At 33.3% G+C, this 26,541-nt stretch carries 21 protein-coding genes, 1 pseudogene and 1 riboswitch; all 22 genes and pseudogenes read left to right on the forward strand.

Annotated features, from left to right (window positions below; genetic code table 11):
* Positions 1 to 18: 18 nt before the first annotated feature.
* Complete coding sequence (locus Q326_RS0107430; protein ID WP_026894804.1) at positions 19 to 1,620, forward strand: Na/Pi cotransporter family protein; 1,602 nt, start codon at positions 19 to 21, stop codon at positions 1,618 to 1,620.
* 186 nt (positions 1,621 to 1,806) lie between these two features.
* On the forward strand, positions 1,807 to 2,916 hold the full coding sequence (locus Q326_RS0107435; RefSeq protein ID WP_026894805.1) for a DUF362 domain-containing protein: 1,110 nt from the start codon (positions 1,807 to 1,809) through the stop codon (positions 2,914 to 2,916).
* 141 nt (positions 2,917 to 3,057) lie between these two features.
* Positions 3,058 to 3,160: riboswitch (glycine riboswitch) on the forward strand.
* 172 nt (positions 3,161 to 3,332) lie between these two features.
* Complete coding sequence (locus Q326_RS0107440) at positions 3,333 to 3,692, forward strand: GrdX family protein (RefSeq protein ID WP_026894806.1); 360 nt, start codon at positions 3,333 to 3,335, stop codon at positions 3,690 to 3,692.
* Between the two features lie 59 nt (positions 3,693 to 3,751).
* On the forward strand, positions 3,752 to 4,699 hold the full coding sequence (gene trxB / locus Q326_RS0107445; protein ID WP_026894807.1) for a thioredoxin-disulfide reductase: 948 nt from the start codon (positions 3,752 to 3,754) through the stop codon (positions 4,697 to 4,699).
* A gap of 57 nt (positions 4,700 to 4,756) precedes the next feature.
* On the forward strand, positions 4,757 to 5,077 hold the full coding sequence (gene trxA / locus Q326_RS0107450) for a thioredoxin TrxA (protein ID WP_026894808.1): 321 nt from the start codon (positions 4,757 to 4,759) through the stop codon (positions 5,075 to 5,077).
* Positions 5,078 to 5,119: 42 nt separating this feature from the next.
* Positions 5,120 to 6,406: a glycine/sarcosine/betaine reductase component B subunit gene (locus Q326_RS0107455; RefSeq protein ID WP_026894809.1), complete on the forward strand. Its 1,287-nt coding sequence runs from the start codon at positions 5,120 to 5,122 to the stop codon at positions 6,404 to 6,406.
* Between the two features lie 29 nt (positions 6,407 to 6,435).
* Entirely contained in the window at positions 6,436 to 6,912 is a 477-nt protein-coding gene (gene grdA, locus Q326_RS0107465) for a glycine/sarcosine/betaine reductase complex selenoprotein A (protein ID WP_084489573.1), read from the forward strand.
* A gap of 44 nt (positions 6,913 to 6,956) precedes the next feature.
* Entirely contained in the window at positions 6,957 to 8,267 is a 1,311-nt protein-coding gene (gene grdB, locus Q326_RS0107470) for a glycine reductase complex selenoprotein B (protein WP_084489574.1), read from the forward strand.
* A 101-nt stretch (positions 8,268 to 8,368) separates the two neighbouring features.
* Positions 8,369 to 9,907, forward strand: a complete 1,539-nt coding sequence (gene grdC, locus Q326_RS0107480; protein WP_026894813.1) for a glycine/sarcosine/betaine reductase complex component C subunit beta — start codon at positions 8,369 to 8,371, stop codon at positions 9,905 to 9,907.
* An 11-nt stretch (positions 9,908 to 9,918) separates the two neighbouring features.
* Positions 9,919 to 11,097 (forward strand): glycine/sarcosine/betaine reductase complex component C subunit alpha, encoded by a 1,179-nt coding sequence (grdD, locus tag Q326_RS0107485; RefSeq protein WP_034601544.1) that lies wholly within the window; start codon positions 9,919 to 9,921, stop codon positions 11,095 to 11,097.
* A 116-nt stretch (positions 11,098 to 11,213) separates the two neighbouring features.
* Entirely contained in the window at positions 11,214 to 12,308 is a 1,095-nt protein-coding gene (locus Q326_RS0107490) for a BMP family lipoprotein (protein ID WP_026894815.1), read from the forward strand.
* Between the two features lie 118 nt (positions 12,309 to 12,426).
* Positions 12,427 to 13,932, forward strand: coding sequence for an ABC transporter ATP-binding protein (locus Q326_RS0107495; protein WP_156936269.1), 1,506 nt, complete (start codon positions 12,427 to 12,429; stop codon positions 13,930 to 13,932).
* Entirely contained in the window at positions 13,922 to 15,061 is a 1,140-nt protein-coding gene (locus Q326_RS0107500; protein WP_026894817.1) for an ABC transporter permease, read from the forward strand. The genes Q326_RS0107495 and Q326_RS0107500 overlap by 11 nt, the downstream gene beginning before the upstream one ends.
* The gene (locus Q326_RS0107505) at positions 15,051 to 15,977 is read left to right on the forward strand and encodes an ABC transporter permease (protein ID WP_026894818.1); all 927 of its coding nucleotides are present in this window, start codon (positions 15,051 to 15,053) and stop codon (positions 15,975 to 15,977) included. Before Q326_RS0107500 ends, Q326_RS0107505 begins: the two co-directional genes overlap by 11 nt.
* Positions 15,978 to 16,243: 266 nt before the next feature.
* Positions 16,244 to 17,629: an RNA polymerase factor sigma-54 gene (gene rpoN / locus Q326_RS0107510; protein WP_026894819.1), complete on the forward strand. Its 1,386-nt coding sequence runs from the start codon at positions 16,244 to 16,246 to the stop codon at positions 17,627 to 17,629.
* Positions 17,630 to 17,963: 334 nt separating this feature from the next.
* Positions 17,964 to 19,001, forward strand: a complete 1,038-nt coding sequence (locus tag Q326_RS0107515) for a sugar-binding transcriptional regulator (protein ID WP_051531297.1) — start codon at positions 17,964 to 17,966, stop codon at positions 18,999 to 19,001.
* Between the two features lie 54 nt (positions 19,002 to 19,055).
* Positions 19,056 to 20,069 carry a type I glyceraldehyde-3-phosphate dehydrogenase gene (gene gap / locus Q326_RS0107520; protein WP_026894821.1) on the forward strand — a complete coding sequence of 338 codons (1,014 nt, stop codon included), beginning with the start codon at positions 19,056 to 19,058 and terminating at the stop codon, positions 20,067 to 20,069.
* Positions 20,070 to 20,148: 79 nt separating this feature from the next.
* Positions 20,149 to 21,342: a phosphoglycerate kinase gene (locus Q326_RS0107525; RefSeq protein ID WP_026894822.1), complete on the forward strand. Its 1,194-nt coding sequence runs from the start codon at positions 20,149 to 20,151 to the stop codon at positions 21,340 to 21,342.
* 12 nt (positions 21,343 to 21,354) lie between these two features.
* Complete coding sequence (gene tpiA, locus Q326_RS0107530; protein ID WP_026894823.1) at positions 21,355 to 22,101, forward strand: triose-phosphate isomerase; 747 nt, start codon at positions 21,355 to 21,357, stop codon at positions 22,099 to 22,101.
* Positions 22,102 to 22,133: 32 nt separating this feature from the next.
* Entirely contained in the window at positions 22,134 to 23,663 is a 1,530-nt protein-coding gene (gpmI, locus tag Q326_RS0107535) for a 2,3-bisphosphoglycerate-independent phosphoglycerate mutase (protein WP_026894824.1), read from the forward strand.
* 16 nt (positions 23,664 to 23,679) lie between these two features.
* Positions 23,680 to 24,972 (forward strand): phosphopyruvate hydratase, encoded by a 1,293-nt coding sequence (gene eno, locus Q326_RS0107540; RefSeq protein WP_026894825.1) that lies wholly within the window; start codon positions 23,680 to 23,682, stop codon positions 24,970 to 24,972.
* Positions 24,973 to 26,296: 1,324 nt separating this feature from the next.
* A pseudogene (locus Q326_RS0107545) lies at positions 26,297 to 26,541 on the forward strand (IS21 family transposase); the annotation flags it as partial.

The following is a 26,541-nucleotide window of genomic DNA, read 5'->3' on the forward strand; positions in this document are numbered from 1 at the left end:
AACATGGGAGGATTTGTAATGGACATAGCTTTTGGTGTAGTAGGTGGTCTAGGTTTATTTCTTTATGGAATGAATCTTATGGGGATGAGTCTCCAAAAAGTTGCTGGTGAAAGATTAAAAAGACTTATAGAAATTCTAACTAATAATAGGTTTATGGGAGTATTAGTTGGTACTGTTGTCACTATGATTATTCAAAGTAGTAGTGCCACCACAGTTATGGTAGTGGGCTTTGTTAATGCAGGATTGATGCAGTTATCCCAAGCTATAGGGGTTATAATGGGAGCTAATATAGGAACTACTGTTACAGCACAGCTTATTGCATTTAAATTAACAGATATTGCACCACTGGTAATCGCAATAGGTGTGGCTATATGGTTATTTTCTTCAAAAAAGAAACACAAAGAAATGGCTGAAATATTAATAGGTTTTGGTATATTATTTATAGGTATGAGTTTTATGTCAGGGGCGTTAAAACCTTTAAGAACTTCTCCAGTATTTAGGGATATTATGATTAGTCTTAAAAATCCTTTTGTAGGGATTTTAGTAGGATTTGGTATTACTGCTGCAGTACAAAGTAGTAGTGCTTCCATGGCTCTTTTATTGGCATTAGCCAGTGAAGGTTTTATAACAATAGATATGGCCCTTCCAATATTGTTTGGAGATAATATTGGGACATGTGTAACTGCTTTATTGTCTAGTATTGGGGCAAGTACAACTGCCAAAAGGGCAGCTATAATGCACTTATTATTTAATCTTATAGGAACTGCTATATTTATGTTTATATTGAGGTACCCAATACAATCCCTTGTGCAGCGGTTAAGTCCTAATGATATTCAGAGGCAGATAGCAAATGCACATACATTCTTTAACATATCTAATGTTGCTATACAATTTCCATTTGCAGGTTTTATAGTAATGGCTGCAAAGAGACTTGTACCAGGAGATGAGCCAGAACCTCAAGGATTAAAATATCTAGATTCAAGGATAATTGAAACACCATCAATAGCAGTAGGTCAAGCCTCTAAAGAAGTATTGAGGATGGGAAAGATAGTACAATCTTCCTTTGAAATATCGAGGGATGCATTTTTGAAAAAGGATGAAAATTTAATTAAACAGGTTTTTGAAAGGGAAAAAAATATAAATAGACTAGAGAAGGATATTACTAAGTACTTAATTGAGCTCTCTAATGCACCATTGACTAAGGGACAGAATGAAACAGTTAAGACCTTGTTTAATACTATAAATGACTTAGAGAGAATAGGAGACCATGCAGATAATATAGCTGAATTGGCCCAATACAGTATAGATGATAATTCAGATTTTTCTGAAGATGCTATAGAAGAATTAGAAAATATGTTCGAAAATGTGGAACATGCCTTTAAGGCATCTATGGTGGCATTTAAAAGTGCCAATGGAGATATAGCCAGAGATGTTATCAGATATGAAGAAGAAATTGATTTGTTAGAAAAGAAATATAGATCTAATCATATAGAGAGATTAAATATTATGTCATGTGAGCCCACATCAGGGGTAATATTTTTAGATATTATAAGTAACCTTGAACGAATAGCAGACCATTCGTCTAATATAGCACTAACCATACTTGATGCGCTAAAGTAGATTATTATAATAAACATAGTCTTATTGTTAATCTACTATATAAGCCTTAAGAATTTTAATATTTTTAAGATTGTAGAGTCGGGAGAAAATAGAGTTGCAAATAGCAATGTAATTCTAATGATTTTCTCCCTTATTTTATATCTATTTTTTTAGTATAATATTTAATATAAAAGGGGGAATTATAGAATGGCAAGCAAAGTATTTTTTACTGATTTTAAGACAGGGAGTAAAAAGAATAATATTCCCAATAAGATTAAAAGGCTTTTTGACAAGGTAGAAGCATATAAGATTTTAGAAGACAATGATATGACTGCTATAAAATTACATTTTGGAGAAAAAGGGATGAATACTTTTTTAAACCCTATATTTGTAAGACAGATAGTAGGTAAGGTTAAGGAAGTAGGAGGACAGCCATTTTTGACTGACACAAATACATTGTATACTGGAAGTAGAACCAATAGCATAAGCCATATTCAGACTGCTATAGAAAATGGATTTGCATATCCAGTGGTAAATGCTCCCATAATTATAGCCGATGGATTATATAGTAAAAATTCTATAGGTGTAAATGTAAATTTAAAGCACTTTGATGAAGTTAAGATTGCAGGAGAGATATATAATGCCAACTCTATGATAGTATTGAGCCATGTAAAAGGTCATGAGTTGGCAGGATTTGGAGGGACTATAAAGAATTTGGCTATGGGCTGTGCTAGTGCGGCAGGAAAACAGATGCAACATTCAGATGCAAAGCCAAAGGTTAATCAACAGAAATGTGTAGGATGTAGTGCTTGTGTCCAAAACTGTCCTGTAGATGCAATAACATTGGACCAAAGAAAGGCAGAGATAAGTCCTGAAATATGTATAGGGTGTGGAGAATGTGTTACTGTCTGTCCTAAAAGGGCTATAAAAGTACAGTGGAAGACAGATAGAGTTGTATTTTTAGAGAAAATGGCTGAATTTGCCTATGGTGCCATAAAGAATAAAAAAAATAAGGTAGTATACTTTAATTTTGTTATGAATGTAACACCATTATGTGATTGTGTACCATGGAGTGATGAGCCTATAATTAATGATGTAGGAATTTTGGCATCTTATGATCCTGTAGCAATAGATCAGGCAAGTTTAGACCTTATAGATGCACAAATTGGCCATAGTAATAGTAATTTGAAATGCAATCATGGAGCAGGAGAAGATAAATTTGGAGGATTACCTTCAGGAGAAAATGGAAGAACGGTTTTAGAATATGCTGAAAGCATAGGAATGGGATCTAGGGAATATGAGTTAATAGAGTTGTAATTTTGTTAATGTAGGTTATTTTTGTTATATAAATAATAAAAAAATTTAATAAAAAACAATTATAGATTTATTGTATAATAGCACACTCTATATTATAATAGTACTAAAGAATTATACATAAATTGAATAAATTATAACTGGAGGAAAAATGCGGGAGAGTTCAAAGTTTTGGCGCCGAAGGAGTAAATCAGAGGTATTGCCGACCTGTGATGATACTCTCAGGCAAAAGGACCGTATTTGGACAGTACTCTGAAGAGCGAAAGCACCGAAGGGGCAATTCTTGAGGTTTTATTAAAGAAGAAACTCTCAGGTTTAAAACAGAGATAAGGCACTGGAATTCTAGTGCTTGTTTCTCTGTTTTTTTATTTACCGTTAAAAGAAATCATTTTCATAAAAAAATTAGGTTGTGATAAATTATGATTATAATAACTAATAATCCATTGATAAGGAATATGGATTATGTCAATGGAGAAATATTGTACTATGATGTAAATATAATGGATATATTAATTTTAGCTAGAGATAGAGTTCATCAAGGTCATAAATTAATATCTCATCCATTGTTTAGTAGTGTAAAACCCAATGAAAATCCCTATAAGACTATAATTATTTCAAAAGATAAGGGAAAGCTAGATATAAATGGCTTAAAAGTAATAGAAAATAGTATTAGTGTAGCATCTAAATTTTTAAAAAATTCTGAAATAAAGTGCTACTCTGATGAAATTTTAGAGGATTTTAAATTTATTGACTATACTATAATATCGGAAAAATTTTAAAAAGAGTGGAAGAGGGTATAAAGATTTTTAAGAAATAAAAATATAGAGGAGATGATATCATGGAAAAAATTTATGATTTGATAATAATAGGAGGAGGACCCGGTGGTCTTAGTGCTGGAATTTATGCTGGTAGGTCTAGATTAGATACATTATTAATAGAAAAAGAAAGAGCTGGTGGACAGATAGTAACTACAGAGGATGTAGAAAATTATCCAGGGGCAATGAAGGATGCTACAGGACCAGCTTTGGTAGATAGAATGGTAGAGCAAGCTGAGGGTTTTGGTGTAAAGCAAGTAATAGATACTGTTATATCAGTAAATTTAGATAATAAGATTAAAATAATCAAAGGACAAAAAGGTGAATATAAATGCAAATCTATAATAATATCATCAGGAGCAAAACCACGTCCTATGGGGATATCTGGAGAAAAAGAGTTTGCAGGAAAGGGTATCTCATATTGTGCCACATGTGATGCACCATTTTTTGAAGGATTTGATGTATATGTAATAGGGGGAGGAGATTCTGCAGTTGAAGAGGCTATATATATATCAAAATTTGCTAGAAAGGTAACTATAGTTCATAGAAGAGATAAATTGAGGGCGGCAAAATCTATTCAAGAGAAGGCATTTAAGAATGAAAAAATTGATTTTATGTGGGATACAATAGTAGAGGAAATAAAAGGTGAAGGTATTGTTGAAGAAATGATACTTAAAAATAAGAAAACAGGGGAGAATGTAGTTGTTAGAGCAAATGAAGAAGATGGGACTTTTGGAATATTTGTATTTATAGGATATATTCCCCAAACAGATTTATTTAAAGATGTTATAAATATGGATGATAGAGGGTATATAATAACTGATGAAAATATGCATACAAATATAGATGGAGTTTTTGCGGTAGGAGATTGTAGAGTTAAATCTTTAAGACAAGTGGTTACTGCATGTGCAGATGGAGCTATAGCTGCAACCCAAGCTGAAAAATATATAGAAGATAATTTTGAGGAATAGTATGATTTAGTAAGTATAGATTACAAAATTTAATAAAATAAAAAGGGAGGTTTTAAAATGATAGAAGTAGATAAAAAGACTTTTGAGGAAGAAGTGTTAAACGCTGAGGGTTATGTATTGGTAGATTTTTGGGGAAAAAGTTGTGAACCATGTAAGGCATTGATGCCCCATGTTGAAGAATTGGCACAAAAGTATGACAGCAAATTGAAATTTTGCAAATTAGATACATCAGCTGCTAGAAGATTAGCTATAAAACAAAAGGTATTGGGATTGCCAACTATAGCTATTTATAATAATGGAGAAAAAATAGATGAATTGACTAAAGATGATGCTACAGCTGAAAATATTGAAAGTATGATCAAAAAGTATGCTCAATAAAATCAATATAAATTTTTAAATAATTAGGGGAGGTGAATTAATATGGGTCTTGAAATTGGAAATATTTTCATAAAGGATGTCCAGTTTGCAGAAAGTACCGAGGTAAAAGAAGGTGTGCTTTATGTAAATAAAAATGAATTGCAGGAACTTATTATGGAAGATGACAATGTTGCAAATGTAGAAATTCATTTGGCAAGACCAGGGGAAAGTGTAAGAATTACACCTGTTAAAGATGTAATTGAACCTAGGGTAAAGGTCAATGGCCCAGGGGGGATATTTCCTGGCATACTATCAAAGGTGGATACTGTAGGCAGTGGAAGAACCAATGTTTTAAAGGGAGCAGCTGTTGTAACTACTGGTAAGATAGTAGGATTTCAAGAAGGAATTATAGATATGGCAGGGACAGGTGCAGACTATACACCTTTTTCTAAATTAAATAATGTTGTATTGGTTTGTCAACCTAAAGAAGGAATAAAGCAGCATGAACATGAAAAAATAGTAAGAATGGCAGGGCTGAAAGCATCAAGATATTTAGCACAGTTTGCCAAAGATGTGGATGCTGATGAGGTATTAACCTATGAATCTTTGTCACTTTTAGATTCAATATCTAAATATCCTGAGCTTCCCAAAGTTGCATATGTATTAATGCTCCAAAGTCAAGGGTTATTACATGACACATATGTATATGGAGTAGATGTGAAAAATATAGTGCCAACTATAATATCACCTACTGAGATTATGGATGGTGCAATAATTAGTGGAAATTGTGTATCTGCTTGTGATAAGAACACAACATATCATCATTTAAATAATCCTATAGTCCATGATTTATATAAAAAGCATGGAAAAGAATTGAACTTTGTAGGGGCTATTATAACAAATGAAAATGTATATTTGGCAGATAAGGAGAGATCATCTAATTGGACAGCTAGATTAGCTGAATATTTAGGAGTAGATGGAGTTATTATATCTCAAGAGGGATTTGGAAATCCAGATACAGATTTAATAATGAATTGCAAAAAAATAGAAGAAAAAGGTATAAAGACAGTTATAGTAACTGATGAGTATGCTGGAAGAGATGGAGGTTCCCAGTCATTGGCTGATGCAGATTCAAAGGCCGATGCAGTTGTTACTGGGGGAAATGCCAATGAAACTATAGAACTTCCTCCAATGGAAAAGATAATTGGCCATATAGATTATGTAGATAGGATTGCAGGGGGATTTGAGGGAAGTTTAAAAGATAATGGTTCCATAGTAGTTGAGCTTCAAGCTATAACTGGAGCAACTAATGAACTGGGATTCAATAAATTATCAGCTAAGAGTTATTAGAAAATAAAAATAAGAAAGGAAGTGTAATAATGGGATTGTATGATAACAAAAAGGTAATTATCATAGGCGATAGAGATGGTATACCGGGTCCTGCCATAGAAGAGTGCTTAAAATCTACTGAAGCAGATGTAGTATTTTCTTCTACAGAGTGTTTTGTCTGAACTGCTGCAGGGGCAATGGATCTTGAAAATCAAAGAAGGGTAAAAGAAATGACAGAGAAGCATGGCGCTGAAAATGTAGTAGTAGTTTTAGGCGCAGCTGAAGCTGAAGCTGCAGGATTAGCGGCGGAAACAGTTACAGCAGGAGACCCTACTTTTGCAGGTCCATTGGCAGGAGTCCAGTTAGGACTTAGAGTATATCATGCAGTAGAGCCTCAATTTAAAGATGAGGTAGATTCAGAGGTATATGATGAACAAATAGGTATGATGGAAATGGTGTTGGAAGTAGATGAAATAATAGAAGAAATGACTGATATTAGGGATGAGTTTTGCAAATTTAATGATTAGTATATGTTAAAGTAGTTCCCTACAATATAGAGGGGAGGGAAATGATGGATAAAATTAGAGTTGTGCACTATATCAACCAATTTTTTGCAGGTATTGGTGGTGAAGAAAAGGCGGATATAGGGCCAGAAATAAGAGAAGGTTTTGTAGGACCAGGAATGGAATTTAATAAGAGGTTAGGAGATAATGGAGATATAGTAGCTACTGTAATATGTGGAGATTCATATTTTAATGAAAATATGGATGAAGCTAAAGAAAAAATAATAGAGATGGTAAAAAAATATCAGCCAGACTTTTTTATAGCAGGACCTGCATTTAATGCGGGAAGATATGGTATTGCTTGTGGTGCAATATCAGAAGAGGTTCAATCTCAGTTGAATATACCTGTAATAACGGGAATGTTTCCTGAAAATCCAGGAGCAGACATGTTTAAAAAGAAGGTATACATTGTAGAAACTAAGAATAATGCTGCGGGTATGAGAAAAGCAGTTAAAAACATGGTTAAATTGGGAATGAAAATTGTAAAAAATGAAAAAATATTAACCCCTAAAGAAGAAGGATATATTTCTAGAGGTATAAGAAGAAATTATTTTGCCCAAAATAGAGGCTCTCAAAGGGCTGTAGATATGTTGATTAAAAAGATTAATGGGAAACCATATGAAACAGAATTCCCTATGCCAGACTTTGATAGGGTAACTCCCAATCATCCAATTAAAGGATTGGAGTCAATTAAAATAGCCCTTGTAACTTCTGGGGGGATTGTTCCAAAGGGAAATCCAGATAGGATAGAATCTTCTAGTGCCTCTAAATATGGGAAATATGATATATCTCAGTTTGAAGACTTAACAGATAAAACTCATGAAACGGCCCATGGAGGCTATGATCCAGTATATGCCAACGAAGATCCAGATAGGGTATTACCTGTAGATGTAATGAGGGATTTAGAAAGAGAAGGGGTAATAGGAAAATTACACAGATATTTTTATACTACTACTGGAAATGGAACCTCAGTAGCGAATGCGAAAAGGTTTGCAGAAGAGATTTCAAAAGAATTAGTTGCCGATGGAATTGAGGCGGTTATATTGACGTCTACCTGAGGCACCTGTACTCGTTGCGGTGCAACGATGGTAAAGGAAATTGAGAGGGCAGGTATACCTGTGGTGCATATGTGTACTGTTGTGCCTATTTCCCTTACAGTGGGTGCTAACAGAATAGTGCCTACAATAGCAATTCCTCATCCATTGGGCAATCCTTCTTTAGATGCTAAAGAAGAAAAGTCATTGAGGAGAAAATTAGTAGAAAATGCTTTAGAGGCTTTACAAACAGAAGTTGATGGTCAGACAGTTTTTGAAGATTGATTTTTAAATATATGATAAAATATAAAGGGTGATATTTTTGTCACCCTTTATATTTAACTAATTAACATGGAAAAACAAAAAAATAGTGTGGGGGTGTGTTTATGTCCTATGCAGTAGTTAAAGGTGCTAGCTATATCTTGGCTCATACTCCAGATTTAGTAGTACACAATGGTACGACGCAAACTTCAGAAAGACTTATAAATCCGACTTCAGAATACCTAAAAAAACTACCAGAATTTTTGAGAAGCTTTGATGAAGCTATGAAGTACCCTCCTAATCAAGTCTATATAGGCAATATTACTCCAGAAGATTTAGCTCAATATGAGATGCCTTGGCATGATAAGGTTGTAGAAAATGCCAAAAGATATGGGAAATTAGGGGAGATCATGCCTCAAGATGAGTTTTATGGATTAATTAAAATTTCTGATGTATTTGATCTAGTGTTATTGGAAGAAGATTTTACAGAGGAGATAAAGAAAAAGTTTAGTGATCATCCATTAATGGATAATGGATTAATAGAAAGGCTAAAGGAAGGAGAAAAGGAAGAAACTATAAAAAAATATATAAAAGAACAAAATGCAGAACCCCTTTATAGTAATGATGTCTTAGTAGGTTGTATAAAAAGGGCCCATGACATAGATTTTAATCTAAATGCCCATACGATTATGGAAAATCTATCTGTAAAGGCATCGGGAGTGTTAGCGCTATTAAACCTCTTTAATAAAAATAATATAAATCCTATGGATATAGATTATGTAATTGAGTGTTCAGAAGAAGCATGTGGAGACATGAATCAGAGAGGTGGAGGAAACTTTGCAAAGGCTATAGCGGAAATAGCAGGTTGTAAAAATGCTACAGGTTCCGATATCAGAGGATTCTGTGCAGCTCCTACCCATGCATTGATAGAAGCAGCAGCGTTAGTTAAAGCAGGTGTCTATGACAATGTAATAGTTGCTGCTGGTGGAGCTACAGCTAAATTAGGCATGAATGGTAAAGATCATGTGAAAAAATCTATACCTATACTTGAGGATGTATTAGGTGGATTTGCTATATTAATAAGTAAAAATGATGGTGAAAGTCCAATATTGAGAACAGATTTAGTGGGAAGGCATACTGTGGGAACTGGCTCATCTCCTCAAGCAGTAATTACATCATTGATTACTGCGCCATTAGATAAAGGGGAGTTAAAAATAACAGATGTAGATAAATACTCTGTTGAGATGCAGAACCCTGATGTAACAAAACCTGCTGGAGCAGGAGATGTGCCCCTTTCTAACTATAAAATGATTGGAGCACTGGGAGTAAAGAGAAAAGAAATAGAGAGAAAAGAATTGATGAATTTTGTAAAGAAACATGGTCTATGCGGATGGGCTCCAACTCAAGGCCATATACCATCAGGTGTGCCTTATATTGGTTTTGCTATTGATGATATGAAAAATGGAAATATAAAGAGGGCCATGATAGTAGGTAAGGGCAGTCTATTTTTGGGTAGAATGACCAATCTGTTTGATGGAGTGTCTATAATAATGGAAAAGAACGATGGTAAAGAAAAAGATGGTATAGAGGTTTCGGAAAATGAAATAAAAAGGATTATAGCTCAGGGGATGAGAGATATAGCATCACACCTACTAGAGGAATAGGGGTGAAAAAAATGGATGAAAAAATTATGAAAAAAGTAATTGGAAATGTGTTGAATGAAATAGCAGATAATTTGGAATTTGGTAATGCTGGTAAGAATATTAAAATAGGCATAACTACTTTAGAGAGTGAACATGGTATAGACAATATAATAGCTGGGGCTGAAATGGCTCAGAAAAAGGATGATAATCTAGAAGTTCTTTTGATAGGTCCACCAAACAATTCTAGTTTAAAAACTATAGAGGCAAAGGATCTAAAAGAGGCCCATCAAAATATGGAAAAATTGTTAGATGAAAATATAATCCAAGGTGCAGTAACTATGCACTATAATTTTCCCATTGGAGTTTCTACTGTGGGAAGGGTTGTAACGCCTGGAAAGGGAAGAGATATGTTTATAGCTACTACTACTGGGACATCTTCATCTAATAGGGTCGAAGCCATGGTTAAGAATGCCATATATGGTATTATAGCAGCAAAAAGTACAGGAATTATTGCCCCCAAAGTAGGTATATTGAATGTAGATGGAGCAAGGCAAGTAGAAAGGATATTAATATCATTAAAAGATAGTGGCTATAAAATGGAATTGGCAGAGTCTATGAGGTCTGATGGAGGACATATAATGAGAGGCAATGATTTATTATTGGGAACTCCAGATGTTATGGTAACTGATAGCCTTACAGGCAATCTTCTTATAAAGATGTTTTCTGCATATACTACTGGAGGGAGTTATGAATCTATAGGATATGGATATGGACCAGGAATAGGAGAAAATTATAATAGAAATATATTGATTCTATCTAGGGCATCTGGCATACCAGTTGTTGCTAATGCATTAAAATTTGCTGCCGAAGTAGCCAAGGGCAATATATCTAAAGTGGCTAAAGAGGAATTTGAAAGTTCCAAGAATGCTGGTATAAATGAATTATTAGTAGAAGCAACTAAGAAAAAAGGTAGAGAAATAGATAATACTGATAAAATGCCAGATAAGGAGGTTGTTACAGCTTCTATAGCAGGTATAGATATAATGGAATTGGAAGATGCCGTCAAGGAACTTTTGAATGAAGGAATATATGCTGAAAGCGGTATGGGTTGCACAGGACCTATAATAATGGTCAATGACCAAAAATTGATTAAGGCAACTGAAATATTGAATAACAAAGGATATACAGCTAAAGACAATGATATTTGTTAAAATATTTTTAAAATCTTAAACTTTAAAAAAGAAGGATTTTAAGAAAAAATATCGAAATATAGTACTTATTACTGGTAATTTAGTCCAGAGAATATAATATTTTGAGGAGGGTTTATATGTTTAAGAAATTTTTAGCTTTAATACTAAGTGTAGTTTTAGTATTAACAATGGCTGTGGGGTGTTCCGGTGGTGCAACTGATGACAATGATCCTGGAACAGAAAATGGTGAAGAACAAGAACAACCAGATGAAGGTGATGATCAATCAGCTGAGGATCCATTGAGAGTAGTTATGGTAACAGATATAGGTGGAGTTAATGATTTATCCTTTAACCAATCTGCTTGGGAAGGATTACAAAAGGCTGAAAAAGATTTAGGAATAGAAGCCGATTATATAGAATCACATCAAGAGGCTGATTATGCGCCAAATCTAGACACTGCATTAGATGGAGATTATGATTTGATCTGGGGTATTGGATATAAGTTTGAAAATACTATGAGAGATGCAGCTGAGCAAAATCCAGACCAAAAATATGCCATAGTTGACTTTACATATGGTGATAAAACTCCCGATAATGTATTGGGGGTTGTGTTTAAAGATCAACAGTCTTCATTCCTAGTGGGATATATAGCAGGTAAAATGACAGAAACTAATAAGGTTGGTTTCGTTGGTGGTATGGAAGGTGTAGTTATAAGTAGATTTGATTATGGCTATCAAGCTGGAGTTAAATATGCAAATCCTGATGTTGAAATCATGAGACAATATGCTGAGTCTTTTGGTGATGCAGCAAAAGCTAAGGCCATTACTACTAAGATGTATCAAGATGGAGCAGATATAGTGTTCCATGCAGCTGGTGGAGCTGGTATAGGTGTAATAGAGGCTGCTAAGGAGCAAGATAAATATGCCATAGGAGTTGACAGGGATCAAAATGATAAGGCCCCTGATCATGTTATAACTTCTGCAATGAAATTTGTAGGTAATGGTATATATCATGTAGTAGAAGATTTGAAAGAAGGAAAATATGAAGGTGGAAGTACCATAGTTTATGGTCTTGAGGAAGGTGGAGTAGGTATTGCTCCAACATCTGACAAACATGTACCTGAAGAGATATTGGCAGAGGTAGAAGAGCTTAAACAAAAGATTATAGATGGCGAGATAGTAGTGCCTGAAAATGAAGACCAGTATGAAGAATATATTGAAACATTAAAATAATAACAAAATATAAATATATTAAGTTACAGCTCAGGCACTTTGTCTGAGCTGTTTAACTCTTACTTGATTGGAGGTTATTTTGTTGGGCAATATTGATTTTGGAGAAAAAGTCGTGGAAATGAAGGGCATAACTAAAAAGTTTGGAGACTTTACTGCCAATGACAGCATAGACCTGACAGTACATAGAGGAGAAGTCCATGCCCTTCTGGGAGAAAATGGAGCAGGAAAGACAACATTGATGAATGTATTATATGGTCTCTATAGACCTACTTATGGAGAGATACATATACAAGGCCAAAAGGTAGATATAGTAGATCCCAATGTAGCCATAAAAAAGGGAATAGGTATGGTACATCAACACTTTATGTTGGTACAACCCTTTACTGTAACTGAGAATATAATATTGGGAATGGAAACAACCAATAGGATGGGATATATAGATATGAATAAGGCAATTAAACATGTAAAAGACATATCTGAAAAGTATGGGTTATATGTGGATCCAATGGCAAAGATACAAGATATATCTGTTGGAATGCAACAGAGGGTAGAGATATTGAAGGCATTGTATAGGGGGGCAGAAATACTTATATTAGATGAACCTACAGCTGTATTAACTCCTCAAGAGATAGATGATTTAATTGAAATCATTAGAAATTTGACCAAGACAGGTAAAACTATAATAATAATCACTCATAAATTGAAGGAAATAAAGAAGGCGGCAGATTACTGTACCATTATCAGACGGGGGAAGAAAATAGATACAGTGGAAGTAGATAGTATTACTGAATTGGAACTGGCCTCTATGATGGTAGGTAGAGAAGTAAACTTCGAAGTGGAAAAAGAGGATAAGGAAAAGGGAAAATCTGTTTTAAAAATAGATAATATAGTAATTAAAGACAATAGAAATTTAGATGCAGTTAAAGGTCTTTCACTAGAGGTACATGCTGGGGAGATATTGGGAATAGCAGGGATAGATGGAAATGGTCAAAGCGAACTTATAGAGGGAATCACTGGGCTTAGACATGTGGAATCAGGAAAAGTCTATATTAATGGCAAAGACATAACTAATAAGACACCTAGGGAGATAATAGATAGTAAGGTATCTACAATACCAGAAGATAGACAACGAAGAGGGTTAGTACTTGATTTTTCTTTATCAGAAAACATGATATTAGAGAATTACAATAAACCTCCCTTTGCTAAAAATGGTATATTACAGTATGAAGAGATTAGAAAATATACCATAGAACTTATAGATAAATTTGATGTTAGACCAAGGAATGAAAATCAAAAGGCAGGGGCATTATCAGGTGGAAATCAACAGAAGGCAATAATAGCTAGAGAGGTTTCAAATGACCCAGACTTACTCATAGCAGCTCAACCAACTAGGGGATTAGATGTAGGAGCCATAGAATATGTGCATAGATCTTTAGTTAAACAGAGAGATAGAAATAAGGCAGTCTTATTAGTTTCTTTTGAATTAGATGAAATATTAAATGTATCCGATAGAATAGCTGTTATATATGAAGGAAAAATAGTTGGAGTAGTTGATGCAAAGAATGTAGATGAAAACACCTTAGGTTTGATGATGGCAGGAGGAGGTGTGAACAGTGGAAAATAATAAAGTAAAAATAAAAAAGAATTTTATATCAAAGGAATTGGGGTTTACTTTTTTTTCAATAATTATTGGGCTTTTAGTAGGAGGTATAGCACTTAAGATATCAGGATTTAGTCCATTGGAAGCCTATAAGATAATAATTAAGGGTATATTTAGCAAACCTAAATATATTGCATGGACAGTAATATATTCTACTCCTCTTATCATGACTGGATTATCTGTAGCCTTTGCGTTTAAGACAGGATTATTTAATATAGGAGCAGAGGGTCAATTTATCATAGGTGCACTAGTTGCTACATTAGCAGGATATTTTTTGAAATTGCCTCCATTAATACACTTTATAGTTGTGTTTTTCTTGGCAGCATTGGCAGGGGGCCTGTGGGGATCAATAGCAGGTTATTTAAAGGCCAAATTTGGTATTCACGAAGTAATAGCAACTATAATGCTAAATTGGATAGCCTTTTATACAAATAATTATATAGTATTGACAGAAGGATTTAGAAGGGGAGAGAGTGAGTCTTCTCATGAGATAATGGATTCGGCCAGTATAATGCTATTAGAAGGTTGGAAGAGGTCAGAAGAGGGACGGGCATGGCTGGCTAATCATGAAATAATAAAGGATATATTGAGGGCACCTATAAATTTAGGCATAATATTTGCTTTTATCTTGGCAATAGTTGTATGGTATATATTAAACAAAACTACATTAGGATACGAATTAAGGACAGTAGGTTTAAACAAATATGCAGCTGAATACGGAGGTATAGGAGTAAAGAAAAGCATAATTATGTCAATGTTTATAGCAGGGATATTGGCAGGTTCAGCAGGTGCATTACAGGTATTAGGGGTATCGAAAAGTGTAAGTTCATTGGCTTTTATGGAAGGGTATGGATTTGATGGTATAGCGGTGTCTTTGATCGGAGGCAATAGTCCTATAGGATGTGTATTAGCTGCATTTTTATTTGGAGCCCTTAAATATGGAGGCCCTAAGATACAACCGATCCTCCATGCTCCCACAGAGATGATTAATATAATTATAGGAACTATAGTATTTTTTGTGGCTATACCTAAATTAATTATTATGGCTACTGCATATATAAAAAGGAAGAAGGGTGATAAGGATGTTAAATGATTTAGGTTTTATATTAGGGACTACACTTATGTATTCCACCCCTCTCATATATACAGCATTAGGAGGTGTAATGTCTGAGAATTCTGGAGTCGTTAATATAGGTCTGGAAGGTATGATGACCATAGGGGCATTTATTGGTGCCACAGTGGGATATTATCTAGGAAATCCTTGGATAGCTTTTTTATGTGCGGGTTTAGCAGGAGGTTTTTTTGCATTACTCCATGCATTGGCATCGGTAACATTTGCTGCAGATCAAGTAGTCTCTGGAGTAGCAATAAACTTTTTAGGACCTGGAGTGGCATTATTTCTAAGTCGTATATTTTTCCAAGGTGCCACCGATACTAAATCTATAGAGTTTAAAATTCCTAGACCGTTGAATGGTGTGTTTCCTAGAAATTCATTTTTGGATCAGATATTTAATCAGTATGCAACGGTATATTTAGCATTTGTATTGGTAGCTATTGTATGGTATCTGTTGTATAAGACTAAATTGGGACTTAGAATAAGATCGGTAGGAGAGCATCCCAAAGCGGCAGATACATTAGGTATAAGTGTATATAAAATAAGATACTTTGCAGTTATTATGTCAGGGATTTTTGCTGGGTTTGGAGGCGCTGCAATGAGTATAGCCGTTGTTTCAAATTTTAGGCCTACTCTTATATCGGGACAGGGATTTATTGCTTTAGCGGCTATGATATTTGGAAATTGGAAACCCCAAGGGGCTATGTTTGCATGCTTATTGTTTGGAGCGGCGCAAGGACTAGTCATATATTTGGGAGGTACAAGTATAGCAATATCTTCTCAGCTATTGGCTATGATACCCTATCTATTAACATTAATTATACTAATGGGATTTGTAGGAAAATCAGTTGCACCAGCGGCCAGTGGAGAGGCATATGAGAAAGATGGTAATTAGGGATGACATCAAATGTCATCCTTTTTTTTGTACAAATTATAGGACTAAAGACCTATTTTGCCCTAAAATATATTAAGAATAATTAACAAAAATATGTCGAATAATCTCTATTATATTTGTAGTAAAGTACAAATATCTGGTATAATAACAGTAGGAACTATCATATAAATATTAATAAAAGACATATATTTGAAATTATACTAAATTACAATTTTTAAAATTGGAATAAATATTGCTTGAAAAAACAAATATTTGGGGTGAAGTGTATGAGGTTGGGTTTTGATCTTTCTTTAGAACAAGCACAAAAATTAATAATGACACCTGAGCTTAGACAAGCTATAAAGCTTCTTCAATTCAATAGTCAAGAACTTTGGGAGTATATAGACAAACAGACAGAGGCAAACCCATTACTAGAGGTTATGGATCGTAAAAATGATCATGAGAGCGTGGATGAGTATAATGATAAGCTTGAAAAGATAGACTGGAAAGAGTATTTTAAACATGATGAATATTCTTCGGGATATAGAGGGGCAGTTAACTACAAGGAAAAGGAATATTCTTTTGAAAATTTTATTTCTACACAGGAGTCTTTACGAGATCATCTTTTATTGCAACTGGACTTGACAATATTTGACAAAAGCCAGAAACAAATAGGAGAAATGATTATACAGAGTGTGGATAAGAATGGATATTTAGATAACTCAGTTCAAGACATTGCAACACAATTAAATATAAATTTAGAAGAGGTTGAAGAAGTTTTAAAAACAATACAGACATTTGACCCTTTAGGAGTAGCAAGTAGAGATATTAGAGAATGTTTAACAATACAATTGGAGTCAAAGGAAATAAAAGATGAAAATGTATATAAAGTTGTAGACTCATATCTGGAAGATATAGCTCGTAATAAACTTTGCAAAATATCTAAAGAACTAAATATATCTGTAAAGAGAGTCCAATGGATATGTGACTTAATTAAGTCTTTAGAACCCAAACCAGGAAGAGGTTTTCCTGATGAAGGTGATGATATAAAATTTGTTACTCCTGATGTGGTGCTACAAAAAGTAGATGGAGAGTATATAATAATAATAAATGATATAACAGCACCTCGATTAACTATTAGTAATTTTTATAAAGACATGTTAAACAATTCAGAAGACAATAATACATCTAAATTTATAAATGGTAAATTAAACTCTGCAATGTGGTTAATAAAGAGTATAGAGCAAAGAAGAATGACTATATATAAAGTAGTTAAATCTATATTGAAATTTCAAGGGGAATTTTTTAAGGATGGAAAAAAGGCGTTAAAACCTTTGACATTAAAAGATGTGGCGGAGGATATAGGCGTCCATGAATCTACAGTGAGTAGAGCTACAAATGGCAAGTATATTCAGACCCCTGTAGGTATATATGAATTGAAATTTTTCTTTTCCAGTGGAGTATCTAGTCAAGGTGGTGGCATTGCATCTACTAGTATAAAAGATATGATAAAAGACTTAATAGATAACGAAGACTCTAAAAAGCCATTAAGCGATCAAAATATAGCAAATTTATTAAAAAAGAAAAATATAAAAATATCTAGAAGGACCGTAGCTAAATATAGAGATGAGCTTAATATACCTTCTTCAACAGGTAGAAGGAGATTCTCTTAAAAAATAGTGGTTAGTATCTGCCAAGTGCTAACCACTAATCTAATATATAAATCTATTACCAATTAAAACCTTTAAAGGGTTGATATTTTACATTGATTATCTTATAATATACGTAACAGATAATTTTTTTTGTCTTTGATGGGACTGATTTAAACTACAGGGACATTTTGAGTCCCAAAGTATTATAACAATATGTGAATATTAATATATACTTAATTTAATAATATTATATATAATTAAAAAGAACAATACTGGGAAACAACCATTTATCTTAATCAGCAGGGACTCTAATTGTGTATCAGGGATTTATTGAGTCTGTGAAGGGAGTATGTTTATGGATGAAAATGTTATAGATGACATTTTGAAATTGCAGCAAAAGGTGATACCAGAGATGCTTGAAATATTAGAAAAAAGATATAATATATTAAGACAGGTAAATTATCATCAGCCTGTAGGCAGAAGAACATTATCAGATATTATGGGAATTGGAGAGAGAATAATTAGAAATGAAGTTAACATATTGAAAGAACAAGAATTATTAGAAATAAAAACTGTGGGTATGAATATAACTGAAGATGGAAAAAAAATAATAGAGCAATTAAACGAATTTATACATAAAATGAGAGGATTAACGGGGATAGAAAAAAGATTACAGGAAAAACTAGGTGTGAAAAAAGTTATAATAGTCCCAGGAGATAGTGACAATGAAGAGTATGTTTTAAAGGATGCAGGCAAAACTACAGCCAATTATATGAAGCATTTAATACAAGATAAGTCTATAATAGGTATAACTGGGGGTACTACTATGGCTAAAGTAGCCCAAGAGATGCCCAGTGCAAAAAAAGATAAGGGTATATTAGTACTGCCTGCTAGGGGTGGAATAGGTAAAAATGTGGAAATACAAGCCAATAATATTGCAGCTCAATTGGCACAAAGATTAAAAGGAAACTATAAACTCTTACATGTGCCTGATAATATAAGTAAAGAGGCATTAAAAACACTTATGAAGATTGAAGAAATAAAAGAACTTATAACTTCTATAAAAAATATGGATATACTTATATTTGGAATGGGCAGGGCAGACGAAATGGCTAAAAGGAGAAAATTACCTGCTGATGTGATATCAGAGTTAATGAATAATGGAGCTGTAGCTGAAGCCTTTGGATATTATTTTGACAAGAAAGGCAATATTGTAAGGACATCTAAGACTGTGGGGATTTCCCTTGACGACTTCAAGAATATACATACTGTAGTGGGAGTTGCCTGTGGAGGGAAAAAAGCAGAGGCTATAATGGCAATATCTTCTTTAAATAGTAATATGATATTGGTTACTGATGAAGGTGCTGCAATGTCTATATTGAAAAATAGTTAAAAATGCTACATATACTTTAAAGTAGCTAAATATAAATAAGGGAGGAAGTTTTAAATGACTATGAAAGTTGCGATTAATGGATTTGGAAGAATTGGAAGAAATGCTATGAGAATTGCTATGGAAAATGATGTTAAGGATTTTGAAATAGTTGCTATTAATAACTCAGGAAAGCCTGAAAATTTGGCTCATTTATTTAAATATGATTCATGTTTTGGAAAGTTTCAAGGTACTGTAGAAGTTGAAGGAGACCATATGATAGTAAATGGTCATAGAATTAAGATATTAGGAGATAGAAACCCAGAAAATTTACCATGGGGAGAGTTAGGGATTGATCTAGTAATTGAAGCTACAGGTGCATTTAGAGATAGAGAAGGTGCGTCTAAGCATATTAAAGCTGGAGCTAAAAAAGTACTGATTACTGCCCCTGCAAAGGGAGAAGATGTAACTGTAGTAATGGGAGTTAATGAGCAAGATTATGACCATGATAAACATACAATTATATCTAATGCATCATGTACAACAAATTGCCTTGCACCTTTTGCTAAGATTATAGTTGAAGAATTTGGTGTCAAAAAAGGACTTATGACAACAGTTCACTCTTATACTAATGACCAAAAGATATTGGATGGTAGACATAAAAAAGACTTAAGGAGATCAAGAGCAGCTGCGGAATCTATAATTCCAACAACAACAGGAGCTACAAAGGCAGTAGGATTAGTAATACCAGAGCTTAAAGGTAAATTAGATGGTATGGCAATGAGGGTGCCTACACCTACAGTGTCTGTAGTAGATATCGTATTTGAATTAGAAAAAGAAGCTACAGCAGAAGAAATAAATAATGCATTAAAAAATGCAGCAGAAGGAAAATTAAAGGGTATATTGGCATATTCTGATGAACCATTGGTATCTATAGACTATAGAAAAGATCCTAATTCATCTATAATAGATGGATTGTCAACTATGGTTATTGGAAATATGGCAAAGATAGTATCCTGGTATGATAATGAGTGGGGATACTCTGCAAGAGTTGTAGATCTTGCTAAATATATGGCTAATCAGTGGAAATAATCAACATAAATACCGGCTTTGTAATATATACAAGGCCGGTATTTAATGAAATACATTGATTTAAAGAGGTGAAAAATATATGCTAAATAAAAAATCTATAGAAGATGTGGACATGACAGGTAAAAGAGTATTAGTTAGATGTGACTTTAATGTTCCAATGGATGAAGCATTAAATATTACTGATGATAGAAGAATAAGGAGTGCATTACCCACTATAAAATACATATTAGATAATGGTGGTATGCCTATATTGATGTCTCATTTGGGAAGGCCTAAAGGAAAGGCAGATATGAAATATAGCTTAGAACCAGTAGCTAAAAGGTTATCTCAATTATTGGGAATAGAGGTCAATTTTATTGACGATGATTTGGTTGTGGGGAATAAAACTAAAGATATGGTTGTTAAAATGAATAAGGGAGAAGTAATTTTACTACAAAATACTCGATTTAGAAAGGAAGAAAAGGACAATAATGCTGATTTTGCAAGAGAATTGTCTGAACTAGGTGATTTGTTTGTGAATGATGCATTTGGAACGGCACACAGGGCCCATGCTTCAAATGTTGGGGTAGCTGAGTACCTACCTTCAGCTATGGGATATCTTGTAAAGGCTGAAATGGATGTTATGGGAAAGGCCATGGCTAACCCAGAAAGACCCTTCGTAGCCATATTGGGGGGGGCCAAGGTTTCTGATAAGATAGCAGTTATTGAGAATCTTATGGATAAAGTAGATACTTTGCTGATAGGTGGTGGTATGGCATATACCTTTATTAAGGCAAAGGGATTTGGTATAGGTAAGTCATTATTAGAAGAAGATAAACTGGAATTAGCAAAAGAATTAATGAAAAAAGCAGAAGAAAAGGGAGTTAAGCTTTTAATTCCTACAGATACTGTTGTTGCTAAGGAATTTAAGAATGATACAGCATATAAAACTGTATCTGTTGAAAATATACCTGAAGATATGATGGGATTAGATATAGGAGACGAAACCATAAAATTATTTAGTGATGAGATAAAGGCTGGTAAAACTATAATATGGAATGGGCCTATGGGAGTTTTTGAGATGGCTAACTTTGCTAAAGGTACCAATAGTATAGCCAAGGCTATGTCAGAATCTCAAGGAACTACAATAGTTGGAGGAGGAGATAGTGCCTCTGCTGTAGAAAAAGCAGGATTCCAAGATAAAATGAGCCATATATCTACTGGAGGAGGAGCTTCTTTAGAATTGTTTGAAGGCAAAGTGTTACCTGGAATAGATGCAGTTGATGATAAATAGGGGGGATTTAAAATGAGGATACCTTTAATAGCAGGTAATTGGAAAATGAATAAGACTGTTACTGATGCCATAGAATTAGTAAATGAGATAAAAGATGTGGCAAATAATACTGATGTTGAGGTAGTGGTATGTACACCTTTTATATCTTTAGTAGGTGTAAGTGAAATACTAAAAGATTCCAATGTGAAATTAGGAGCTCAAAACATGCATTGGGAAGAATCGGGTGCCTATACGGGAGAAATTTCTCCAACTATGCTAAAGGACATAGGCGTAGACTATGTTATAATTGGACATTCAGAAAGAAGACAATATTTTAATGAGACCGATGAAACGGTTAATAAAAAGATAAAATCTGCATTTATTCATGGTTTAAATCCTATAGTTTGTGTGGGAGAGACATTGGAGCAAAGAGAATCAGGGATTCAGAGGGAGATAGTTAAAAATCAGATATTAAAAGGAATAGATGGTGTGGAAGAGAAATATTTAAAGAATATAGTTATTGCTTATGAACCCATATGGGCAATAGGGACTGGAAAGACAGCATCCAGTGAAGATGCAAATGAGATGATAGGATATATAAGAAATATAATAAAAGAAAAGTATGGAGAAGAGATATCTGAGGAGATTAGGATTCAATATGGTGGCAGTGTAAAACCTAATAATGTAACAGAAATTATGAATCAAGTTGAAATAGATGGGGCATTAGTTGGAGGAGCTAGTTTAAAGGCTGATGATTTTAGAAAACTTGTGGACTTTTGATCCATATTGGCTCATAAGTGAGGAGGATATAAATGAAAAAACCAGTGGCATTAATAGTACTCGATGGTTGGGGATTAGGTAAAGAGTATGAGGGAAATGCTGTAAAATTAGCTGAAACAAAAAACTTTGATAGATTTATGAAAAGATATCCCCATACTAAATTAACTGCCAGTGGATTGTCTGTTGGATTACCTGAAGGACAAATGGGGAATTCAGAGGTCGGTCATTTAAATATAGGAGCTGGTAGGATAGTATATCAAGAATTGACTAGAATAAACAAAGCTATAGCAGATGGAGAATTTCAGAAAAAAGAAGAATTCATAGCAGCTATAAATAGTGCAAAGAAAAATGGAAAAAGTCTTCATTTGATGGGGCTTGTATCTCATGGAGGGGTTCATAGTCATATTGATCATCTATATGGATTGTTGGAAACTGCCAAAGAACAAGGAATAAAAGATGTGTATGTACATTGCTTTTTAGATGGAAGAGATGTATCTCCCAATGCAGGAAAAGGTGATATAATAGAACTTGAAAACAAGATGAAGGAATTAAACATTGGGCAAATAGCCACAATATCAGGAAGATATTATGCTATGGATAGAGACACAAGATGGAATAGAACTAAACTGGCATATGATGCCATAACCATGGGAATAGGTAGAGAATCTGATTCTTCGGAAAAGGCTGTTTTAGATTCTTATGCAGAAAATATTACCGATGAATTTATCGTGCCAACTGTTATAAAAAAAGATGGAAGCCCAATAGCCACTGTTGAAGATGGGGATTCCATAATATTTTTTAATTTTAGACCAGATAGGGCAAGACAGTTGACTAGATTTTTTGTCGATGAAGAATTTGATTATATTGAAAGAACAAAGAAAGTAAACACATATTTTGTAACTATGACTCAGTACGATAAGACTATAAAAAATGTGGTAATCGCATACAAACCTCAAAAATATAAAAATACTCTAGGTGAATATTTGAGCAAAAATGGGTTAAATCAATTAAGAATTGCTGAGACTGAAAAATATGCCCATGTTACATTTTTCTTTAATGGAGGAGTAGAGACACCAAATCCTGGAGAAGACAGGGCACTTATTCCATCACCTAAAGTTGCCACATATGACTTAAAGCCAGAAATGAGTGCTATAGAAGTAAAGAATGAATTAATAGATAGAATTAATAAAGATAAATATGATTTTATAGTATTGAATTTTGCCAATTCCGATATGGTTGGTCATACTGGTGTAATAGATAGTGCTGTAAAGGCAGTAGAAACTGTAGATAGATGTTTAGGAGAAGTAATAGATGAGATATTAAAGTTTGATGGCAAGGCTATTATTACAGCTGACCATGGAAATTCAGAAGAAATGTTAGATGAAAAAACTGGCTCAGTTATAACTGCCCATACTACAAACCCAGTACCTTGTATATTGGTAGGTGAAGACAATATTACACTTAGGGAAGGTATATTGGCAGATTTAGCACCTACAATACTTGATATTATGGGATTAGGTATTCCCCGGGAAATGACAGGAAAGTCCCTTATAATAAAATAAAAGGAGGAATTTTTAGATGAGTATTATTACAGATGTATATGCAAGAGAGATATTAGATTCTAGAGGTAATCCAACTGTTGAGGTTGAAGTATTAACTGAAAGTGGAGCATTTGGTAGAGCGGCAGTTCCCTCTGGGGCATCTACAGGAGCCTTTGAAGCAGTAGAGCTTAGAGATGGCAATGATCAAAAGTATTTAGGAAAAGGGGTAACTAAAGCTGTTACAAATGTAAACGAAATAATAACACCAGAAATAATAGGTATGGATGTATTAAATCAAGTAGCTATAGATAAATTAATGATAGATTTAGATGGAACTGAAAATAAAGGCAGATTAGGGGCAAATGCTATATTGGGAGTATCTATGGCAGTAGCTAAAGCTGCAGCAAATTATTTAGGATTAGATTTATACCAATATATAGGTGGGGTAAATGCAAAGGTATTGCCTGTACCTATGATGAATATTTTAAATGGTGGGGAACATGCAGATAATAATGTAGATATACAAGAATTTATGATAATGCCTGTAGGTGCCCATAATTTTAAAGAAGCTTTGAGGATGGGTTCGGAGATATTCCATAATCTTAAAAAAGTATTAAAAGGAAAGGGACTTAATACGTCAGTAGGTGATGAGGGAGGATTTGCTCCAAATCTTGCATCAAATGAAGAGGCATTGTCTACTATAGTTGAAGCAATAAATAAGGCGGGATATAAACCAGGTGAAGATGTGGCATTGGCATTAGATGTTGCCGCTACTGAACTTTTTGATAAGGCAAGTAAGGTATACAATCTTGCCAGTGAAAATAAGAAGTTAACATCTAGTGAAATGATAGATTTTTATGAGGAATTAGTAGAAAAATATCCTATAATATCTATAGAAGATGGACTAGATGAAGAAGATTGGGAAGGATGGAAGGAATTAACAGACAGATTAGGCAAGAAGATACAATTAGTTGGAGATGACCTTTTTGTAACTAATACTAAGAGGTTATCAAAGGGGATAAAAAATAATATATCTAATTCTATTTTAATAAAATTAAATCAAATAGGCACTATAACAGAGACATTAGATGCAATAGAAATGGCAAAGAGAGCTGGATATACTGCAGTTATATCCCATAGATCTGGAGAAACTGAAGATACTACAATTGCAGATTTAGTTGTAGCTACAAATGCAGGACAGATAAAGACGGGAGCTCCTTCAAGAACTGATAGGGTAGCTAAATATAATCAATTATTAAGGATAGAAGATATGTTGGATATTGTATCTCAATATAATGGAATGGATGTATTTTATAATTTAAAGAAATAAATGGTTATATAAAATATCATAAATGGGAATAAAAATAATGAGGGTCGATGCCCTCATTATTTTTATGGTTATAGGAATTATATTTTTTAAAGTAGCTAATAGATATTTAGCATTTTAAAATTTTTAAGGGCGATACTCTATTGATTTATAAGCAATTTAAAGTAATTACAATAAAGTATATAAAATTCAAAGTAAAAATTTCAACTTAAAACAGATTTATACCTTTTGTCTTTTTTACTTCATAATTTGCTGGTTTTATGGAAACCTGTATTTGGTCTTATTTTAAGTAAAGATAAATATGAAAATATTGCGAAGTTTTTTAGATGGATTAAATTAAATGTAACAGGAGGCTTTTAGAATCATTAAAGGACTTTTACTCATATTATTGGTAGGGGTCGGTAAGTAGTAATCATGATATTTATGTATAAAAAACATATATTATTCTAATATAAATAAATGAATAGTTATAGTAAAATGAATAATTAAATATATTTCACAATACTTGACATATAAAGTAAAAAAATGTTATTCTTTAAACAAGATAAACATTACATTTTTAGAAATATATAGAAAAAATAATTATTGTAACTATAATAGAAAAGATTAGTACAAGCTTAGGCAGTGTCAAAATGATATTTTAAACTTACCCACAAGAAATTGCTATTAGAGATTTTATTGCTAAAGGATTAGAAGTGTTTTTCTTACTTTATGCATTAACATAAATGCTATTCAGAAATACAAGCTAGAAATATATCTGAGTTTAATGATATTATATCTCGTACTTTAGTAGTATTGATTTGCATAAAAATTTTAATCTAAAATATAGATTTTTCAACTTTAGTTCTTAACTTTAAAATAGATTTCCATTTAAGACTATTTTAGGAAAAAAGTATTATACCTGTAATTGTGATGAATAGTAAGTTGTTTAATTTTATCAGCAGACCCTCTCCTTTGTGATACTATCAGAAAACATAGGCAATGAATGAGTTATTGTAGGGATAAGTGAGAACTCCAACCTCATTTAAAGCAGGTTCAAGAAACTGTGAAAAATTTCTAGAGCTTAGACAAATAATAGGCATAATTTTTTTATTGTGTAGATAACCATAATTATCATCAGCATCAAAACCAGTATTTCCGATAAAATACTTGTATTTAAAGTTAGGGTGGAGAGTAAAAAAGTTTTAAGAGTACGAATTAGTGATTTAAAATCATATGAACTTTTAATCTGTTTATGATATCCTAAAAGTACCCCAAATTCTAATTGAAAATTCCCCTAGAGGAAATATATAATAACCCTATGGCAATTCATAGGGGAGGCAAGGGGATGATCAATTTAATGGACAAACAGAAAATAATAATAGCTAGTTTTTTAGATGGTAAATCTCAGTGGGAAATACATAGAGAAACTGGATTTGCTAGAAAGACAATTAGAAAGTATATTAATGAATATGAAGAAAATAAAGTGAAACTTTTAGAAGGAGATGGAGATAAGTTAATTCTGACTGAAGATATTGTAGCTCCACCTAAATATGATATAAGTAATAGAAAGAAAATAAAGCTAACACAAGA

This window comes from Clostridiisalibacter paucivorans DSM 22131, assembly GCF_000620125.1.
Lineage (GTDB): Bacteria > Bacillota > Clostridia > Tissierellales > Clostridiisalibacteraceae > Clostridiisalibacter > Clostridiisalibacter paucivorans.

Excerpts from the sequence above, each read along its gene's own strand:
- Q326_RS0107430 (WP_026894804.1), top strand. The coding sequence starts at position 19 with ATGGACATAGCTTTTGGTGTAGTAGGTGGTCTAGGTTTATTTCTTTAT.
- Q326_RS0107435 (WP_026894805.1), top strand. The coding sequence starts at position 1,807 with ATGGCAAGCAAAGTATTTTTTACTGATTTTAAGACAGGGAGTAAAAAG.
- Q326_RS0107440 (WP_026894806.1), top strand. The coding sequence starts at position 3,333 with ATGATTATAATAACTAATAATCCATTGATAAGGAATATGGATTATGTC.
- trxB (WP_026894807.1), top strand. The coding sequence starts at position 3,752 with ATGGAAAAAATTTATGATTTGATAATAATAGGAGGAGGACCCGGTGGT.
- trxA (WP_026894808.1), top strand. The coding sequence starts at position 4,757 with ATGATAGAAGTAGATAAAAAGACTTTTGAGGAAGAAGTGTTAAACGCT.
- Q326_RS0107455 (WP_026894809.1), top strand. The coding sequence starts at position 5,120 with ATGGGTCTTGAAATTGGAAATATTTTCATAAAGGATGTCCAGTTTGCA.
- grdC (WP_026894813.1), top strand. The coding sequence starts at position 8,369 with ATGTCCTATGCAGTAGTTAAAGGTGCTAGCTATATCTTGGCTCATACT.
- grdD (WP_034601544.1), top strand. The coding sequence starts at position 9,919 with ATGGATGAAAAAATTATGAAAAAAGTAATTGGAAATGTGTTGAATGAA.
- Q326_RS0107490 (WP_026894815.1), top strand. The coding sequence starts at position 11,214 with ATGTTTAAGAAATTTTTAGCTTTAATACTAAGTGTAGTTTTAGTATTA.
- Q326_RS0107495 (WP_156936269.1), top strand. The coding sequence starts at position 12,427 with ATGAAGGGCATAACTAAAAAGTTTGGAGACTTTACTGCCAATGACAGC.
- Q326_RS0107505 (WP_026894818.1), top strand. The coding sequence starts at position 15,051 with ATGTTAAATGATTTAGGTTTTATATTAGGGACTACACTTATGTATTCC.
- rpoN (WP_026894819.1), top strand. The coding sequence starts at position 16,244 with ATGAGGTTGGGTTTTGATCTTTCTTTAGAACAAGCACAAAAATTAATA.
- Q326_RS0107515 (WP_051531297.1), top strand. The coding sequence starts at position 17,964 with ATGGATGAAAATGTTATAGATGACATTTTGAAATTGCAGCAAAAGGTG.
- gap (WP_026894821.1), top strand. The coding sequence starts at position 19,056 with ATGACTATGAAAGTTGCGATTAATGGATTTGGAAGAATTGGAAGAAAT.
- Q326_RS0107525 (WP_026894822.1), top strand. The coding sequence starts at position 20,149 with ATGCTAAATAAAAAATCTATAGAAGATGTGGACATGACAGGTAAAAGA.
- tpiA (WP_026894823.1), top strand. The coding sequence starts at position 21,355 with ATGAGGATACCTTTAATAGCAGGTAATTGGAAAATGAATAAGACTGTT.
- gpmI (WP_026894824.1), top strand. The coding sequence starts at position 22,134 with ATGAAAAAACCAGTGGCATTAATAGTACTCGATGGTTGGGGATTAGGT.
- eno (WP_026894825.1), top strand. The coding sequence starts at position 23,680 with ATGAGTATTATTACAGATGTATATGCAAGAGAGATATTAGATTCTAGA.